This window comes from Wolbachia endosymbiont (group B) of Rhopobota naevana (assembly GCF_947250615.1).
In the GTDB taxonomy this organism is placed as follows: domain Bacteria; phylum Pseudomonadota; class Alphaproteobacteria; order Rickettsiales; family Anaplasmataceae; genus Wolbachia.
Window position 1 is genome coordinate 1,350,061 of sequence record NZ_OX366333.1, and the last position, 19,375, is coordinate 1,369,435.

Sequence of the window (19,375 nt, forward strand, 5' to 3'; positions counted from 1 at the left end):
ACTTTACTTACATTATACTGATAAAAACTAACAAGTCAAGTCAATTTAATATTAACAAAGTACAAGAATTTGAGAATCATCAATAGCTATTATTTATATTTTTTAATCTTTGTTTCTTCTCTTCTTCTACTTTCGCTTTTTCTACTTCCGCTTCTAAATTTTCCTGGCTACATAAACCAAGTAGTACAGGATCTTGAGGTTTGATATTGAGTATGTTATGATGAGATCCATCTCTTACCTGCTCAACTGTGTAATTTGTTGTACTAACTAGCTTAGCTATCACATTATTGTTCAAGATAGGAAATTTTTTTACCAAATAATAAATCGCATTAGGTTTATCTCTACGCCTTGCTGTGGAAGCAAAGGCAAGAAAGCTAATCGTCTTTGCCCTTTTTTTCATATTTTTTATAATCAAATTTGGTACACGATTTGGATTTTTTTTGCAATTATCGATTTCTTTTTCAGTAATTATTTCAGAAATAATAGGGTCATACTTTTCAACTTCTATTTCCTCATCAGCTATGTCTTGTACTTTTTCAAGGGATAACTTGCAACATTGTGCTATTTGATCAAAAGTTAAGCTAGTGTTATCAACCAACCAAGCAGCTACTTGCATGAGAAATTGTTCATTTCTATCTTTATTGTCTTTAGAAGATTCCATTGACATCGAAAAAACATCTCCCATTTTAATATTCCTTTACTGTTATAGAAATAAAATATAAACCATTAAAACTAAAAAAGCATTAACTTTGTCATCCAATGGCTTTTTGGTTTATATTTCTTATCTCTTAGAACCTGTTCATAATCTTTTGAGGAGGAAAGAAGTAAAAGCAAATTTGTAGGCTAGTATTAAGTTTACGCTCGCAATTTTTCCAAAGTCGCCTACATTTTTCCAACCAGGCAAAAGATCTCTTACGTTAGCTAGTTGTTACTCTCTAATCCTGAAAATTGGCGTTCTATACTGTCTTAAACGTTTTATAAGCTCGTTTCAGCTTATGTAGGTAAAAACCTAGAAATATTGTGAAGACATAAGGTGCACATAGTGCAAAAAATTAAAAATAAGACGCCAACTGTATAATACTTTTGTCGTTTAATCTGCACAGATTGAAGATAATAAAATACCTTCAGTCTTATGATAAGGAAAATGGAAAAATGTGTAAAGTAATCTTTTTCACCTCTGTGAGCTACTTGAATTAAAAAAGAAGAGATACTAACCTCTTGCATTCAAACTCACATAAATCATGAATTATGCATGTTTCACACGAAGGTTTTTGCGCTTTGCAAACATATCTACCATGCAAAACTAGCCAATGATGAGCATAAAGTAGGTATTTTTTTGGCACTACATTCAAAAGAGACTGCTCTGTTTTAAGTACATCTTTTTCTTTCACAAGCCCAACTCTATTGCTCACTCTAAAAACGTGAGTATCAACTGCCAATGTTGGAATACCAAGCCCTGAATTTAAGAACACATTAGCGCTCTTTCTCCCAACCCCTGGTAAAGATACCAAATCATCGAAATTAGTAGGCACTTTGCTATTGTACCTCTCAATCAATATTTTACTGAGCCCGATTATATTTTTTGCTTTGGAATTATATAAACCAATACTGCTTATGCATTTTCTCAGCTCACTTTGCCCAAGATTCAACATTTTTTCTGGCGTATCAGCGATACTAAATAGCTCCTTTGTAATTTTATTAACACTTATATCGGTCGTCCGCGCTGACAGAACTATTGCAACTAATAACGTAAAATGATTGGTATAATTTAGCTCTATTTTTGGCGCAGGATTTGACTGTTGAAATTTTTCAAATATTAATTCTACTTTTTTTGAGTCCATGCATAGAGCTAAAAGCTTATACTATACTGTTTGCTGTGCAAATTCAATTGCTCGAGGATGAGGTAGTCCTTCAGTATTAACATCAGACATATCAGTTTTTACCTCATCAAAATTCCTTTCAGCAAACTCGCTTGCCACTTCTGCAAAACATTTTCTAACAAGAGGCATGATAATTGGCATTAACAGTTTTCGTGGATCATACCGTCCTAACAGATCAGTCTCCTTTTGCACTCTATCTCTTGGATCCTCTTCTAGTAAATCTTTTGTGTGCTTGTCAGCATATATTTCACAGCCTTTTGAGAAAATAGGAGCTAATGCTTCAATTAATACTGCCAATAACAATAGTGGACCAAGTACAGCTCCACCAACAGTTAATCCATTAGCAATGAAATTTATTGTAACTAAATAAACAGAAAAAGCAGCTAAAGGATAGTTGATAAGAAGTTTACTGCTTAGCTCGATATAGCTCATCTTACTTATGAATTCATCAGTAGAAATTTCTGAATTGGCATGCTTTTTCATATAATGACCTACTAATAAACGAGAGGCGTTATCAATAATGATATTAAGTGCTATGATCCACCATGAAAAATAGCAACCTATAGTAATTATAGTTAATATAGCTAAAGGCCGAAAACTTATTTTTGGTACTAACATTAGAGCATTTTTGCGCTCTATAAATTTCAATGCTAATGTCTTTTTATCTTCTTCAATTAGGCTTCTCTTTTCTTTTAGAGGAGTAATATAATTGAATAATTGTATGCTTGGCTTTGCTATATATTGATATAACTCTTGCATTAACTTTGCACTTTGTACACTCTTCTGAAAATTATCTAAATTTGGATTTAGCAAAATCCTCTCTATTTGAGCCTGAAGTTCATTATAGCTTTTTAGGTCTTCTCCAAACGAACAATCATTTCTTTTTAGTATAGCAATCAACCCATCAAAATCTTTACCTACAGCTTCTTCCTCACTGATTTTTAGCTCGTTAAACAACTTTCTCCTATAGTGAAACTCTCTTGCCGTTAAACGTCCATTACTTTCAGCACCAACACTGACTTTAACACAAGGATTTCCTGACTCCAAAGGTTCAATGTACTTTTTTAGCTCTTGATAAGCTTTATAAATCTGATCAAATCTATTTTTGTCTCCACCTTTGTCAGGATGGTTTACAAGAATTAACTTCTTATGCTGCTTCTTCAAAATTGCGCTAAGCTCTTCATAATTCTTGTCTACAACTTGCTTAGCTTCTATTTCTAATATGTCGAACAGATTAGCATTATCACGAAACTCCTGATTAGTTAACTTAAAATGTTGACTCATTACTATTCCTCACATAAATATATCATATTTAGTGTTTTACGCAAACACAAAAACATTAAGCAATAATCAGGAGAAAAAACCCTCTTTTCCATCATATAAATACAATTTATCCATTCTCACCACGTCAAAGCTATTTTCTTCAAGTTTGATTAGCAAGTTATTCACATCAATATTTGTAATAGCTTGCTTTTCATTATTTGCGATAAACCTGCAGGTTATTTGGTCACTTGAAGATTTTGAGCCTCCTGGCCAAATTGCAAGTCCTTTTGAGTATATTGCTATCATTTTCAGATTACTCGATTCAAATAATCTTACTATTTGATCAAAATTGTTGGATTTGTCCCAAGCAAGCGCTATATCACTACCCACTAGCTTTTTAACTTTGTAATCTTGTTCGTAATGGTCTTGTACTTTATTTATTTTACTATCCAAATCACTGCTAATTATAATCTCAGGTAATGTTGCAGGTTTCTTTCCTAGATTATCTATAACAGCTTGTGCAAATTCTTTTGTCCCAACTTTCTGCTTGCTCTTTTTCTCCTTATATAAATCAGCAGTGTGTATTCCATCTTCTAAGGTTTTTAACCATGCATTGTAAATTAGCTTTGCAGTACTCACTTGACCGATATAGACCAACATATGCACTGCAGCATTTAAAAGACCAGAAGGATTAGCTATGTTTTTTCCTGCAATATCAGGAGCAGAGCCGTGAACCGCTTCAAACATTGCATATTCATTACCTATATTGCTACTTCCTGCAAGCCCTACAGAACCTGAGGTTTGTGCCACTATATCTGATAATATGTCGCCATATAGATTTTCAGTTACTATAACATCGAAATTCTCGGGTTCTGTGGCAACACGTGCCATTCCAATATCAACTATATAATGTTCCGCCTTTATATCCGGATATTCTTTTGCAATACGATCAAACGCTGCATGAAAAGCGCCGTCAGTCATTTTCATTATGTTGTCTTTAGTCAGGCAAGTTACTTTCTTTCTGTTATGTTTTTTCGCATATTCAAAAGCGTACCTGCATATTTTTTCTGAGCCAGATCTAGTAATAATTTTAGTGCATTGGTACGAGTCACCAGTGAGCCTATGCTCTATTCCGGTGTAAACATCTTCTTCATTTTCGCGTATTACTACGATATCAAACTTACCGAATTTATTTTCTATAACAGGATGATATGAAATGCATGATCTGATATTTGCATATAACCCTAGGTTCTTTCTGAGCGCCACATTTAGGCTTTTGTGCCCTTTGCCTTGAGGAGTTGTCGTCGGAGATTTTAGTAATATCTTTGTCCTTTCAATAGATTCCCAACCACTTGGAGAAATGCCGTGAGACCATTCTTTACTATAAACACACTCTCCTATTTCAATAATATCTACTGAAATCTTTGCTTTCGCTTCACGCAATATCGACAGCACCGCTTCCATAATTTCTGGTCCGATACCATCACCATACGCAACTGTGACTGATGTTGACATAACTTCCTTAACTGTAAATGATTTAATGTTAATTCAAATAATATAGTGGCACAAGCAGCTAGTACTGTACAAGTTGACATATTTACAGTTATTTAATAACATGTTCTTATGTCAGTTAGTAATGCGGGTGGGGTTGTATGGATACTAAAATAAGCTATGCAAGAGTTACGAGACGCATTTTTGCATTTGCGTTTGATCATATTTTATTAACGGCGATAAAGTATTTTATTGGATTTAACGTTGGATGTACCTTAGGTTCTTTAACACCCAATGCGGTTAAAATAATTTCAGACAACGCAACAATTCTTAATGTAACAGCACTAATATTGGCATTAGCATTTTATGCATTTACGATAATAGAATTCGGCGGAACTCCGGGACAATTATTGCTTCGTATGCATATAAAAGACAAAAATACACTTGAAAAAATCACTATAACACAAACAATAATCAGAACAGGAACTTTTGGAGTGTTATATTTTATAATTTTTTATACAATATTGAGTATTTCTAGTCTATTTATAATTTTACCAATTATTATCATATTGTTTGCAACATTTGATAAGCATAAACAGTTCCTTAATGACAAAATTGCAAAAACAGTAGTGATAGACTATAAACCTAGTTGATGTTTTTCTTTAGTTGTTATCACCAAGGGTGTTATTCCAGCGCGTGACCCACATCTGTACGAACATTGCAATTAGCAGGTAATTTGCATAATAGACGGTGTCATTCCAGTGCTTGACACTGGAATCCAGTTTTCCATATAATCTCATCGAAAACGTTGTAACCACTTTCTATGCTAGTGTGCTTTCATCAACCTGGATCCCAGTGTCAGCTACTTTCATGACAAGAAAAGAAGCACTGGTTTCACATGAATCTGAACAGATATCATGTTTTTCTTTAGTTTACTGCTTACAAAGTGACTTTTTTTGTTTCTGCATGAGCTAAATTAACTACCAATATCATACCTGAAGAACCCACCTGACCATTCTAGAAAATTTAACGCTGAGTACACTTTACTTTTAGCTTCTTCCACAGTATTTCCTTCTCCTACTATATTTAGCACCCTTCCGCCATCGGAAATCCAATTACCACTTTCATCCAACTTAGTACCAGCATGAAAAACTAGCACACCAGGAATGTTTTCAATTTTATCCAATCCTTTAATTACCTCTCCTTTTTGATAATCACCAGGATAGCCTTTACTTGCAACAACTACACAAACTGTAGTTTTGTGATTAAACTCCACCATTTTTGTATTTAACTTGCCTTCTGCAACTGACAACATCAACTTTAACAAATCACAATTTGGATCAAGTCTAGGTAAAATAGATTGTATTTCCGGATCCCCAAACCTAACATTATACTCAAGAAGCTTTGGACTATCTTTGCAAATCATTAAACCAGCAAAGAGTACGCCTTTATAGGATGTTCCCATGTTAGTCAGTGCTTGAATTGTAGGATATATTATTTTTTGGATAATTTTTTGCTCCATCTCCTTACTTATAATCGAAGGTGATGAGTATGACCCCATGCCTCCAGTATTTTGTCCCTCGTTATTTTCACCAACTCTCTTGTAATCTTTTGCACACCCAAGGGTTACTACCTTCAACCCATCAATAAGAGCAAAAAAACTTACTTCCTCTCCAATTAAAAACTCTTCTATGATTATTTCTTCACCTGACTCACCAAGATTTTTCTCCACTAGCATTGAATCTATTGCTGAAAAAGCTTCATTTTCTGTGTGGCATATTATGACGCCTTTCCCTGCTGCAATTCCATTTGCTTTAATTACAAGCGGAAATTTTATTTTATTACTACGGATAAAATTTTTAGCTAACCTTTCATCAATAAAACGCTCATACTTTGCAGTTGGTATACCATACTGTTTACATAGTTCCTTCGTAAAAGACTTTGATGCCTCAAGTTTTGCAGCTGCTTGACTTGGAGCAAAAACATTTATTCCCTCTGCAGCTAAATCATCAGCAAGTCCATTAATTATCGGTTGCTCTGGACCAATAATTACTAGCTCTATATTTTCTTTCTTGCAAAATTGTATAACATCCACTGAATCTTGAATATTTAGATTCACAAGAACTCCAAAATTTTCCATGGCCGGGCGACCAGGAGTAACATATAACTTAGTCAAGGTAGGAGACTTCTTTAAAGCCCAAAGTAAAGCATGCTCACGCCCACCAGAACCTATAACCAGAACCTTCATCTTTATTTCCTCGCTTTTCTATATGTCAAAATTATTGTTTGCTTATAACAGTATCATTACTCATGTATCTTTGCAACACGTTTGGTATTGTAACTGACCCATCGGAATTTTGATAGTTCTCCATTATGGCAACAATTGTTCTTCCTATGGCTAAAGCTGAGCCGTTTAAAGTGTGAACGTATTTTTTTGTTTTTCTGTCAGTTTCTAAGAAGTATTTAGTGTTCATTCTTCTTGCCTGGAACGTACCGCAATTTGAGCAGCTTGATATTTCTCTGTACTTATTTTGCTCAGGTAACCATACCTCTATATCATAAGTCTTTTGTGCAGCAAAGCCCATATCACCACTACAAAGCAGCATTATTCTATACGGTAGTTCTAATTTTTTTAATATTTCCTCAGCAGCATTTGTCATGCGTTCAAGCTCATCATTTGACTGGTCTTCAGTTGTGATGCTTACCAACTCCACTTTACCAAATTGGTGTTGCCTTATCATACCTCTTGTATCTCGTCCTGCGCTACCAGCTTCTTTACGAAAACATTCTGAATATGCAGTAAAACGAATAGGCAGTTCTTTTTCTTCTATTATTTTGTCAGCAACTAAATTTGTTAAAACTACTTCACTTGTGGGAATTAATCTTAATTTATCGGTAGTTAAATATGAATCATCAAAAAATTTTGGTAGTTGACCAACATTATACATCGCCCTATCCTTTACTAAAACTGGATGATGCACTTCAGTATAACCAAATTCATTAACATGTGTTTCCAGCATAAAATTTATTAATGCTCGTCCAAGCTTAGCTAACTGTCCTTTTAGTATTGTAAACCTTGATCCAGAAATTTTTGCTGCTTGTTCAAAATCCATCAAGCCTAACCTTTCTCCGAGTTCATAATGAAATTTTGGCATAAAACTAAATTGCCTTTTTTCTCCATATTTTCTGATTTCTACGTTGGAGCTCTCATCTTCACCTATTGGTACATTTTGTGCAGAAATATTTGGTAAGTTAGATAAAATATCCACTAACTTATTTTTTTCTGTTTGCTCCTTGAGGCTGATTGTCTCTATCTCACTTGTGATGCTTTTTGATAACTTTACTTGTTCTTCACATGGGCTTTTGTTCATTTTAAGCCTCTTTATTTCTTCCGTGACCTCGTTTCGTTGCTTATTTAAAGCTTGCAATTTAGTAGTCAGTGATCTTTTTTTATGGTCAATCTCTAATATTTCTTCTGTAGTAAATTCTTTCACCCCTCTGCTTTTTATTGCTTTTTCAAATCCTTTAGGGTTTTTGCGTATATGTTCTATATCATGCATATGTTGTGCTATTACTAACATCATTACTCTACTTCAAAAGCTTTGAATGCTCAATATTTTTACATATAAATGCTAATATTGATTTTACCTTCATAATTTGCTAGAATTGATAAACGTGAAATATAATATGTTAGCCATCATAGAAAGATACAATAAATCTAAAGAGAGTACTCACTTCACTAAACTTAAGGCTAGTGGAAGATTTGCTGTCTACGCTTTTTGTATATATTTGGCGACTACATTTACCATTGGCTGTTTGGGATTAATAATGGGATCTTTCCTCTTAACCTTACCACTTGCTATGCTCATCTCCAACCCTATAGCTTGGATCTTAATGGGAATAGTGCTTGCAGCGACATACAAGATGGTTATTGAACCTTTATTTTACTTGGTAAAAGGTTATGTTGATGAAAAAGGAACTGTAAAGGAAGAAAAGAGTCCAAAAGAGCAAAAATTCACAAGAAGTAAATCACTGGATAGTGGACTAGATACTATATCAAGACAAACAAATGATTCGGATAAGAGGGTACGTAGAAATTCCTATTCTCCATCTACAGATAGTGGTATTGTACCAGGAAGTGAACCTGCCTCAAGTAACAATAGTCGTAGAAATTCTAATGCTTCAGGAGATAGTGGTTTGGGTGGCAAAGAGTTTCATGAAAATTTACAAACTCTTATGCATCAGACAAATAGAGAAAATTACTATTACTGGCTACAAGAACATGATATTTCTCATATTGCAAGAGCTGTATATAACTATTCAGAAAATTCAAGTGGCAATGTAGTTTTTTGTATTCCTGGTGATGTGAGTACTTTAAACTCAAAACTGAAAGAGTATAAAATAGAACAAGGGAACACAAAAAAAATCTTTGCCTCGATTATTAATTTAGGAGGAAATCACTGGGTAACACTGATAGTCACATGTAATGGTAACAGACAATTTAGAGCTTATTATTGTGACTCATTTGGTAATAAATTACCAAATGAGGTTGAAGGAAAGGTAAAAGACGATATAAGTCTTGCTAATGAGATTGCTGAGAAGTGTCTAGTACCCTTAAGTAATGAGGTGGGAAGTTTAATACGGGAAAGAGAAAATAATCCAGATAATGCTAGCCTTAAAGAGAAAAAAGATGATGTTGAAAAAACATTAGGTCATGCAAGAGAAGATAGAAATAAGTTAGTTAGTAAGCCAATTGATACTAGTTATATAGTGGGCATATTGCAGGAAACCTTAGAGATAGGAAATGATAGCATAAAGAGTTCTGCGGTTGATCAGCAAAAAGATGGCTGTAATTGTGGAGTATTTGCTTTAGAAAATGCTCATAGGATTACGGAAATGCTCAACGAGGATAAATCATTTGATGAAATTGACAGAGAGTTATCAAAGTACAAGCCTAAGCCAGAAGAATTGCAAGAAAAAAGAAGAGAGTTCGCAAAAGCACTTATGGAGGATGAAGAGTGGAAAGAATCCATTGCTGAAGGTGGAATTTTACATGATGCTCTACAGCAGCTTAGTCTTGAAGATAGTAAGAAAGAGGAGGCACAATCTACCATAAGTTCGATTATTCAAAATGTTACTACAACGTGTGCAAGACGTTTGGGCTTAAGTAATTAATCTATAAAATCTATGTCCCTACAAATAGGAAGTTTGACGATTGATTCTCCAGTTATTTTAGCGCCAATGTCTGGAGTGACTGACTATCCATTTAGGAGTATTGTAAAGAAACTTGGTGCAAGTTTGCTAGTCTCAGAAATGATTGCAAGCAGAGCTATGATCATGCAAACTCGCCAGAGCATGCAAAAAGCAAAAGTCGATGAACTAACCGCTGTACAACTTGCTGGTTGTGAGCCTGATGTTATGGCGGAAGCTGCAAAGTTAAATGAGGGCATGGGTGCAAAAATCATAGATATAAATTTTGGTTGTCCAGTTAAAAAAGTTGTAAACGGTTACGCAGGGTCAGCACTTATGCGTGATGAAAAAAAGGCTGCTGAGATAATAGAAGCTGTAGTCAAGGCAGTGAGTGTGCCAGTTACAGTAAAAATGCGTACTGGATGGAATGACGAAAATCGTAATGCTCCGCGCTTGGCAAAAATTGCAGAAGATTTGGGAGCAAAGATGATTACTGTACATGGAAGGACAAGGGCACAGCTTTATAATGGTCAAGCAGATTGGAAATTCGTTAGAAATGTTAAAGAGCAGGTAAAAATTCCAGTTATAGTAAATGGAGATATTAAGAGTTTGAATGATGTTCAAAGTGCACTTAAAGAATCTGGGGCAGATGGAGTAATGATAGGTCGTGGTGCTTACGGCAAACCTTGGCTGATTAATCAAGCAATAAACTTTTTGAGTGGAAATAAAGTTTCTGAGCCAACAGCCTCAGAGAGATTAAGCATAATACTCAAGCATTATGACAGTATTCTTGAGTACTATGGAAGCGATACAGGAATAAAGATGGCCCGCAAACATATAGGATGGTACAGTAGCGGGCTTCAAAACTCATCTGAATTTCGTGTAAGAGTAAATAACATAATAGACAGCACAGAGGTGAAAGAAAATATAATTGATTTTTTTAGTTAAAAACAGATTAAACATACTACCTCATTAGATATATTCAATTTGACTGATCATAGTGCGATGCCACCACACTCTCTTCTTCATCAGAATGTAATTGATAACTATTATCACTCAGCAATTTTTCGTCATAAGTCTCAATATCAAAATATTTTTCATATTTATCTATATTTTCACAAAGCGAAAGTGCTTTCACCTTATTCATAATCAGACCCGTACCAGCAGGAATTAACCTTCCTACTATAACATTTTCTTTTAACCCACTCAAAGGATCACTCTTTCCGCAAAATGCTGCTTCCGTAAGTACTTTTGTTGTTTCTTGGAAAGAGGCAGCAGAAATAAAGGAATTAGTTTCAAGGCTTGCTCTAGTAATTCCCTGCAGAATAGGAAGATAATGAGCAGGTCGTTTTCCAGAGTTATTCATAGCATCATTTTCTCTATCAATTTCCAGCCTGTCGATATTTTCTCCAATTAAGTACATAGTATCACCAGGATCGGTAATTTCTACTTTTTGTAGCATTTGCTTTAAGATCACTTCTAAATGCTTGTTATCTATGCGCACACCTTGCAATCTATAAACTTGCTGTATTTCAGAAATCATATAGTGTGCTAACGCTTCTAACCCAAGCACACGTAGAATATCATGAAGATCAGGATCGCCATCCATCAATAAATCACCTTTACGCACAAAATCACCTTCATTGACTATTACATGCTTACTTCTTGATACTAAATACTCAACTTGAGAAGCTTGCTCATCTACAGGTTTAATTACTACACTGCGTTTTCCTCTACGGTCTTTTTCAGAGAACGTTACATAGCCATCTATTTCACTAACGATAGCATGCTCTTTAGGACGACGTGCTTCAAATAATTCTATAACCTTAGGCAAGCCACCAGTAATATCACGAGTTCTAACTGACTCTCTCGGCGTTCTTGTGATAACATCACCTGCATGAACCTTTTGGCCATCCTGTACATTAAGCACTGCACCAACTGGTATAAAGTAACATGCTTCCACACCACTTGAAAGTGTTATTACTTTTTCATTATCATCAAGCAGTGCAATACGAGGACGTAAATTAGCTACACCAGAGTGCAATTTCCAATCTTTTACTACTCTATTTGATATTCCTGTAGATTCATCCATCACTTCAGTGATTGAAATTCCATCTTTTAAATCCTGGTAAGATATTGTACCACTCTTTTCCGTAATAATAGGTAGTGTATACGGATCCCATTCCGCAACTTTATCACCAATTTTTACTAACTCACCCTCATTTACATAAAGTTTAGCACCATAAGGCACACTGTGCTTCAATTTTTCACTACCAAGGCTATCAATTAAAACGACTTCACAGGAACGGCTTATCACAATTTTATTTCCGTTTTTATCTATAATTATATTACTATTGTTTAGTTTTATTCTAGCATTAATAGAAGCTATAATATTTGAGGATTCAATACCTCTAGTCATTACCCCACCTATATGGAAAGTACGCATCGTTAACTGAGTACCTGGCTCTCCAACAGATTGAGCAGCGATAACACCAACTGCTTCACCTATTGAAACAATTTTACCAGTTGCAAGGTCTCTTCCATAACACAAAGAACACACACCAGGACTTATTTCACAAGTTAAAGGCGATCTAATTTTTATAGCATCAAGACCTGCAATGTTGATTTGCTTTACTTTACCTTCATCAATTAATTCCCCTGCTTTTAATAATAATTCTTTGGTTACTGGGTTATATATATCATTTGCAGCTGTTCTACCCAGTACAACACTCTCTAGAGATGCAACTATAGTACTACCTTCAACTATAGCTCTTACAATAAGGCCATTTTTCGTTTTACAGTCATGTTTTGTAACTATGCAATTTTGAGATACATCAACCAAGCGACGAGTTAAGTATCCAGAGTTTGCAGTTTTAAGTGCAGTATCAGCTAAACCTTTACGCGCACCGTGAGTAGAATTAAAGTATTCAAATACATTTAATCCTTCGCGAAAATTAGAAATTATAGGTGTTTCTATAATTTCACCAGAAGGTTTGGTCATTAACCCTCGCATTCCTGCTAACTGCTTCATCTGGGAAGTAGAACCTCTTGCACCTGAGCTAACCATCATATATATTGAATTGTACTTACTATTTTCATCATACACAGATATCGCTTTTAACATATCATTCGCTATTATATCTGTGCACTTAGACCACTCATCTATAACTTTATTATACCTCTCACTTTTAGTGATTAGTCCGTCTTGATACTGTGCAGAAAATTTCTTAATTTCACCCCTTGTATAATCAACGTGTGTAGCTTTAGTTTCAGGTATGACCATATCGCAACGACTAAAAGAAGTACCAGAAAATGTAGCATACTCAAAGCCAAGTGTCATCAATTTATCAGAAAATACCACTGTAGCACTTTGACCGCAGCTACGATATACTAAATCAACAATACTAGTTATTTCCTTAACTGTTAATACCTGATTTATTAAATCGAAGCTTAGATTCTCATGTTTAGGAAAAATCTGCCATAATATTAAACGTCCAGGAGTTGTACAAATAGTTTTATACTGAATGTTTCCATCGCTATTGATGTATTCCATTTTGTACTTTATATGAGAATGAATATGTAGAGTACCGTTGTTTAAGGAATGCTCAACTTCACAAAAAGAACAGAAAAGTAGTAAATCATCCTCCTTAAGTTGCTGTAAAGTTAGGTAGTATATACCAAGCACTATATCTTTACTAGGAACTATAATCGGTCTTCCATTAGAAGGACTTAAAACGTTATTAATTGACATCATCAACACTCTAGCTTCAAGTTGAGCTTCCAATGAAATTGGCACATGTACCGCCATTTGATCACCATCAAAGTCAGCGTTAAATGCTGTACAAACAAGTGGATGAAGCTGTATTGCTTTACCTTCAATAAGGACTGGCTCAAAAGCCTGAATACCAAGCCTATGTAGCGTAGGCGCTCTATTTAGCAAAACAGGATGCTCTTTTATTACTTCTTCAAGCATATCCCAGACTTCTGGCTTTTCTGCTCTTATTAACTTACTAGCAAATTTAATAGTTGGAGCCATTCCATATATTTTAAGCCTTGAGTAAACAAAAGGCTTGAATAACTCAAGAGCCATTCTTTTCGGTAATCCACACTGATTTAGTTTTAAAGTTGGACCAACAACTATTACAGAACGTCCAGAATAATCTACCCTTTTTCCTAAAAGATTCTGACGGAAACGACCTTGCTTTCCTTTCAGCATATCGCTAATAGACTTTTTATATCCAGTAGCGCCAGCTTTATTTACCAGAGCATTACGACGACTATTATCAAAAAGAGAATCAACTGCCTCTTGTAACATTCTTTTCTCATTACGAATCATAATCTCAGGAGGATTCAAACTTAACAATTTTCTCAATCTATTATTTCTATTAATAATAGTTCTATAATGATGATTTAAATCAGAAACTGCAGGTCGACCACTTTCAAGCGATACCAAGGGACGCAAGTCAGGTGGTAAAATAGGTATAGCTGTAAGTATCATCCACTCAGGTCTGTTTCCAGACTTGATAAAATTTTCAACAATACGTAATCTCTTTATAATTTTCTTTCTTCTCATTTCAGAAGCAACAGACTCTAACTCCTGTCTTAAATTCTTCCTAATTTCATGTAAATCAAGGCGTATTAGCAATTCTCTTATAGCTTCAACACCTTGCATAGCTATAAAGCTATCGACCCCATAGCTATCTTTAGCTTCATTATAAGCTTTCTCACTAATAATTTCACCTTTTTCAAAAGAGGAAACAAGAGGATCTATTACAACATAATTATCACTATATAAAATACTTTCGATATCTCTAAGAGACATATCTAATAATGCTCCAATTCTTGAAGGAAGTGACTTCAAAAACCATATATGAGCAACAGGAGATGCAAGCTCTATATGACCCATTCTTTCTCTTCTTACTTTAGAAGATGTAACTTCTACTCCACATTTTTCGCATATACGGCCCCTATGTCTTCTTTTTTTGTACTTTCCACATAAACATTCATCATCATTGACAGGACCAAAAATTTTAGGACAAAATAATCCACCTTTCTCAACTTTGAATGTACGGTAGTTTGCAGTTGAAACATCTGTTATCTCTCCATAAGACATACGTTTAATACTTTCAGGGCTAGCAATGGAAATGCTAACCTCATTAAAAGATTGTGCGATATTAGTGTGAGATATATCTTCAATTACTATGTCATTTTGCTTCAAATCCACATTAAAACACAAGGAACGCAACTCTTTTATCATGACATTAAAGGATTCAGGAATTCCACATTCAAAGTTACTGTCACCTTTTATTACCGATTCATAAATCTTAACCCTGCCATTAATGTCATCAGACTTCACAGTTAACATTTCCTGCAAAGTGTAAGCAGCACCGTAGGCTTGCAGTGCCCAACATTCCATTTCACCAAAACGCTGACCACCAAAATGAGACTTTCCTCCAAGAGGTTGTTGAGTAACCAAACTATAAGGTCCTACTGAACGCGCATGAATTTTACCATCTACTAAGTGATGCAACTTAAGCATGTACATGTAACCAACTGTAACTTTGCGATCAAACTTCTCACCCGAGCAACCATCATATAATACAACTTGCCCAGAGTTATCCAATCCAGCAAGTTCAAATAGCTTTACTATTTGTTCATCTTTTGGACCTTCAAATACAGGTGCAGTAACAGGAATGCCATCACGCAACTTATACGCAAATTCAATGAGGTGATTATCATTAATATCGCGAATGTTATTACAAATAGATAAATTACTGCCACAACTATAAACCTCAATCAGGAAGTGACGTAAACTACTGTGTGCATCTTTACAAGAGTTGAAATAATTCTCTACTAATGTAGTCAATTCATTATTTAATTCATCCTTATTAGGCGTATCTAAAATAGAAGCCGTTATTTCATCATCATTAATATCCTCAAATTTTTTATTATCAAGATATAATGCTGCAAATTTTTCAAAATCATCATCACTGAGAGATCTAATTGCCTCACAAAAAGCACGTTTGATTTTATTGATCTCATCAAGAATATTGCCTACTTTTTCTCCTAATTTTTTACAAGCCCAACCTACATGCGTTTCCAATATTTGACCTACATTCATTCGCGAAGGAACGCCAAGAGGGTTAAGAATAATATCAATAGGAGTACCATCTTCTAAATAAGGCATATCTTCTACTGGAACAACTCGAGAAATCACACCTTTATTTCCATGTCTACCAGCCATTTTATCCCCTGGCTGCAAACTATGTTTTACAGCAATAAAAACTTTTACTGACATCGACACACCTTGAGGCAGATCATAGCCTTCATGCAATTTTTCTACTTTTCGCTTAAAGTTTGCTATCGCATGTGATACTTTTTCATCAAAATCTTTTTTTAAGCTCTCAACTTGCTTAGAAATAGATTGGTTTTTCAATCCTATATCCCACCATCCCTCACGTTCAATAAAATTAATACTTTCTCGATCTTGCGAGCCAGAATTAATAAGAATTTTTCTTAATTCATCATAGAAATATTGATTAATAACATTGATTATATGGTCCCGCTCTTTCTCAAAATCATTTACCTCTTTTTGCTTAATAAGAAACGCCCTTTCGTTTTCTTCTTCCCCTCTGCGTGTAAAGACCTGCACATCAATCACTATCCCTTCAATATCTGGAGATGTATATAAAGAGGAATCCACACAATCAAATGACTTTTCACCAAAAATTGTCATTAACAATTTTGTCTCAGGAGGCAATGAAAGAGAATGCTTAGGTGTAACTTTCCCCACCAAAATATAACCTGGACCAACTCTTGTACCAACCTTTACTATACCACTATCATCCAAGTGATAAAGATTTTCTTCATTAACACCGGGTATGGCACGAGTTATTTTTTCCGACCCTAAAGGAGTGTCATGTACAACACATTCAAATTCTTCTATATGAATAGAAGTAAATAGATCTTTTTTAACAACTTCACTAGAAATAATGATTGAGTCTTCAAAATTAGAACCTTGCCAAGACATAAAAGCGACTAGCAAATTTTGGCCAAGTGCCAATTCACCGTTATTAATAGCAGGACCATCAGCTATCACATCACCTTCCTTAACACAATCACCTACATGCACCAGTGGTTTCTGGTTAATACAAGTATTATGGTTAGAACGCTGAAATTTTCTTAGATGATAAATATCCACATCCAAGTAGTTAATTCCTCCTTTGTCAAAAGCACGTATAACTATAGAGTTACTATCTGAGCTGTCAACTATGCCACCACGTTTTGCTAAAACTACAGCACCAGAGCCAGAAGCTACGAAAGACTCCATGCCAGTAGCAACCAAAGGAGCAGTAGGCTTCAATAAAGGTACAGCTTGACGCTGCATATTTGAACCCATTAACGCTCTATTAGCATCATCATTTTCTAAAAATGGAATTAAAGAAGCAGCAACCGATATTACCTGCTTAGGAGATAAATCAATGTAACTTACTTGATTACTATTTACCATTACAAAGGTACCAGCATACCTACAGTATAACATATCATCAACAAAGCAGTTGTTCTCATCAAGCTTTGCGCTGGTATCGGCTATATAATATAAACCTTCATCTATAGCAGACAGATACTCAATTTGATCAGTAACAACCTTATTAACTACTTTCCTATAAGGACTTTCAATGAACCCATATTTATTAATACGAGCGTATATAGCTAAGCTATTAATTAAGCCTATATTCTGCCCCTCAGGAGTTTCAATAGGGCAAATTCTTCCGTAATGAGTTGGATGAACATCACGCACTTCAAATCCCGCCCTCTCTCTTGTTAAACCACCAGGACCTAACGCTGACAACCTTCTTTTATGTGTTATTTCAGATAATGGATTAGTCTGATCCATAAATTGAGATAATTGGGAAGAGTTGAAAAAATCTCTTAAGACATTGGTTAACACTTTTGGATTTATAAAATCAGATGGAGAGACTTTATCTAAACTAGAAGTAGACATAGAATCAACTACTGCCCGTCCCAATTTTAATAATCCAGTTCTAAATTGATTTTCTATAAACTCTCCAACTGAACGGACTCTTCTATTTGCTAAATGATCAATATCATCTACAGATCCTTGACCATCACGTAACAATACTATTTTTCTTATAATTTCAATAATGTCTTCATGTGTTAAAGTAGTTAAATTTTCCTCATAATTTAACCCAAGGCAAGAGTTAAGTTTTAATCTACCAATGTTAGACAAATCACAATATTCCGAACTGAAGAAAAGATTACGAAAAAACTCCTCTACTATCTTTAAAACAGGAACTTCACCAGGACGCAAAACCTTATATATTTCATATAGAGCGTTCTCATAAGACATGTTTTCATCTAAGAAAAGTGTGTTTAATATGTAAGGTCCAACAGAAACATTATCTATGTTCAACACTGATATTTTATCTATAGATAATAATTCAAGCTTTTTTATATCCTCTAATTTTATAGATTCACCAGCAGATAAGACTTTTGTAGAACTAGCACTATCTATTAAATCTTCTGCAAGAAATAAACCACATATAGAATCATAAGGAATTAGATACTCTTTCAATCCGTTATCATATAGATTTTTAGCTAATTTTGAAGTAATACGAACATTAGCTTTAAGTAACACATTGCCTTCAACATTCTTTAAATCAAAAGGAAGCCTCACTCCCTTGAATTTATCAGGGGAAAAAGGTACTCTCCAGCCACTTTTATGTTTTATATACTCTATTTTTTCATAAAATTTATTAAGTATGTCATTATTTGATAAGCCCAAAGCCTTTAATAAAACTGATATTGGCAACTTTCTCTTTCTATCAATACGAAAATACAAATGATCTTTAACATCAAACTCAATATCAAGCCAAGAACCCCTATAAGGAATCACTCTAGCAGAATAGATCAATTTGCCAGAATTGTAAGTTTTTCCCTTATCACTATCAAAAAAGACTCCTGGAGATCTATGCATTTGTGAAACGATAACTTTCTCTACGCCATTGATGATGAAAGTACCTTTATCAGTCATCATAGGCAGTTCACAAAAGCGAACCTCCTGCTCTTCAGCAGATTTTATAACAGTTGCAAGCTTAGAATGATCATCATCTTCTTTAATCTCTTGATATTTTTCAAGAGAAACACCATCCTGCATAATAACAAGACGTATAGAAGCAATAACCTGAGCAGAAAAAGTTATACCACGTTTTATACATTCAGACTCACTATACTTAAGATCATCTACCCTACAATTCAAAAATTCGATAGTAGCCCTATGCAAAGGATCAGATATTGGAAAAATTGTATGAAAGATAGCTTCAAGTCTTTCATTACTCTCATTATTAGGAGTAAAGGAATTATATGACCCCTTTTGGACTTTAACCAAATCCAACAAAGAATCTTTTAAATCAATCGACCTGGAATAAGAAACTCTAGGAACAAAAGCACTAGAAGCACACATATAAGAAGAATCAACCATTAAAATACCTTCACTAATTAAAAGAGCTATATCAACATAAAATTAATAT

At 34.6% G+C, this 19,375-nt stretch carries 10 protein-coding genes and 2 pseudogenes; 3 read left to right on the forward strand and 9 right to left on the reverse strand.

Features of this window, described 5'->3' with window-relative positions; translation table 11 throughout:
- Positions 1–79: 79 nt before the first annotated feature.
- The 5 genes and pseudogenes from OOL01_RS06460 to icd all read right to left on the reverse strand — a co-directional run bounded on the left by OOL01_RS06460 (position 80) and on the right by icd (position 4,658).
- On the reverse strand, positions 80–685 hold the full coding sequence (locus OOL01_RS06460) for a cell cycle transcriptional regulator TrcR (RefSeq protein ID WP_064086031.1): 606 nt from the start codon (positions 683–685) through the stop codon (positions 80–82).
- 114 nt (positions 686–799) lie between these two features.
- Positions 800–914: pseudogene (locus OOL01_RS06465) on the reverse strand (IS5/IS1182 family transposase); the annotation flags it as partial.
- A gap of 279 nt (positions 915–1,193) precedes the next feature.
- A complete protein-coding gene (nth, locus tag OOL01_RS06470; RefSeq protein ID WP_010402332.1) occupies positions 1,194–1,841 on the reverse strand; it encodes an endonuclease III in 648 nt (215 codons plus the stop codon).
- Positions 1,842–1,862: 21 nt separating this feature from the next.
- On the reverse strand, positions 1,863–3,164 hold the full coding sequence (locus OOL01_RS06475) for a molecular chaperone DnaJ (RefSeq protein ID WP_264686629.1): 1,302 nt from the start codon (positions 3,162–3,164) through the stop codon (positions 1,863–1,865).
- Positions 3,165–3,230: 66 nt separating this feature from the next.
- Positions 3,231–4,658, reverse strand: a complete 1,428-nt coding sequence (icd, locus tag OOL01_RS06480; protein WP_264686630.1) for an isocitrate dehydrogenase — start codon at positions 4,656–4,658, stop codon at positions 3,231–3,233.
- Between the two features lie 137 nt (positions 4,659–4,795).
- On the opposite strand from icd, the gene OOL01_RS06485 reads away from it, so the two are divergent.
- Positions 4,796–5,287, forward strand: a complete 492-nt coding sequence (locus tag OOL01_RS06485; RefSeq protein WP_026097229.1) for an RDD family protein — start codon at positions 4,796–4,798, stop codon at positions 5,285–5,287.
- A gap of 74 nt (positions 5,288–5,361) precedes the next feature.
- Here OOL01_RS06485 and OOL01_RS08625 read toward each other — a convergent pair.
- From OOL01_RS08625 to serS, 3 genes and pseudogenes are all read right to left on the reverse strand, one after another.
- Positions 5,362–5,427: pseudogene (locus OOL01_RS08625) on the reverse strand (WPE palindromic element domain-containing protein); the annotation flags it as partial.
- Between the two features lie 183 nt (positions 5,428–5,610).
- Entirely contained in the window at positions 5,611–6,882 is a 1,272-nt protein-coding gene (gene purD / locus OOL01_RS06490) for a phosphoribosylamine--glycine ligase (protein ID WP_264686631.1), read from the reverse strand.
- A 31-nt stretch (positions 6,883–6,913) separates the two neighbouring features.
- Positions 6,914–8,194, reverse strand: coding sequence for a serine--tRNA ligase (serS, locus tag OOL01_RS06495; protein WP_064085932.1), 1,281 nt, complete (start codon positions 8,192–8,194; stop codon positions 6,914–6,916).
- Between the two features lie 127 nt (positions 8,195–8,321).
- Between serS and OOL01_RS06500 the strand changes: the two genes are divergently transcribed.
- Together OOL01_RS06500 and dusB are read left to right on the forward strand one after the other, a co-directional pair.
- A complete protein-coding gene (locus OOL01_RS06500) occupies positions 8,322–9,809 on the forward strand; it encodes a hypothetical protein (protein WP_264704257.1) in 1,488 nt (495 codons plus the stop codon).
- Between the two features lie 12 nt (positions 9,810–9,821).
- Positions 9,822–10,772, forward strand: a complete 951-nt coding sequence (gene dusB / locus OOL01_RS06505; protein WP_010402373.1) for a tRNA dihydrouridine synthase DusB — start codon at positions 9,822–9,824, stop codon at positions 10,770–10,772.
- Positions 10,773–10,806: 34 nt separating this feature from the next.
- On the opposite strand, the gene OOL01_RS06510 is transcribed toward dusB, so the two are convergent.
- Positions 10,807–19,326 (reverse strand): DNA-directed RNA polymerase subunit beta/beta', encoded by an 8,520-nt coding sequence (locus OOL01_RS06510; RefSeq protein WP_264686633.1) that lies wholly within the window; start codon positions 19,324–19,326, stop codon positions 10,807–10,809.
- Between the last annotated feature and the right edge of the window lie 49 nt (positions 19,327–19,375).

Excerpts from the sequence above, each read along its gene's own strand:
- OOL01_RS06460 (WP_064086031.1), bottom strand. The coding sequence starts at position 685 with ATGGGAGATGTTTTTTCGATGTCAATGGAATCTTCTAAAGACAATAAA.
- nth (WP_010402332.1), bottom strand. The coding sequence starts at position 1,841 with ATGGACTCAAAAAAAGTAGAATTAATATTTGAAAAATTTCAACAGTCA.
- OOL01_RS06475 (WP_264686629.1), bottom strand. The coding sequence starts at position 3,164 with ATGAGTCAACATTTTAAGTTAACTAATCAGGAGTTTCGTGATAATGCT.
- icd (WP_264686630.1), bottom strand. The coding sequence starts at position 4,658 with ATGTCAACATCAGTCACAGTTGCGTATGGTGATGGTATCGGACCAGAA.
- OOL01_RS06485 (WP_026097229.1), top strand. The coding sequence starts at position 4,796 with ATGGATACTAAAATAAGCTATGCAAGAGTTACGAGACGCATTTTTGCA.
- purD (WP_264686631.1), bottom strand. The coding sequence starts at position 6,882 with ATGAAGGTTCTGGTTATAGGTTCTGGTGGGCGTGAGCATGCTTTACTT.
- serS (WP_064085932.1), bottom strand. The coding sequence starts at position 8,194 with ATGCATGATATAGAACATATACGCAAAAACCCTAAAGGATTTGAAAAA.
- OOL01_RS06500 (WP_264704257.1), top strand. The coding sequence starts at position 8,322 with ATGTTAGCCATCATAGAAAGATACAATAAATCTAAAGAGAGTACTCAC.
- dusB (WP_010402373.1), top strand. The coding sequence starts at position 9,822 with ATGTCCCTACAAATAGGAAGTTTGACGATTGATTCTCCAGTTATTTTA.
- OOL01_RS06510 (WP_264686633.1), bottom strand. The coding sequence starts at position 19,326 with ATGGTTGATTCTTCTTATATGTGTGCTTCTAGTGCTTTTGTTCCTAGA.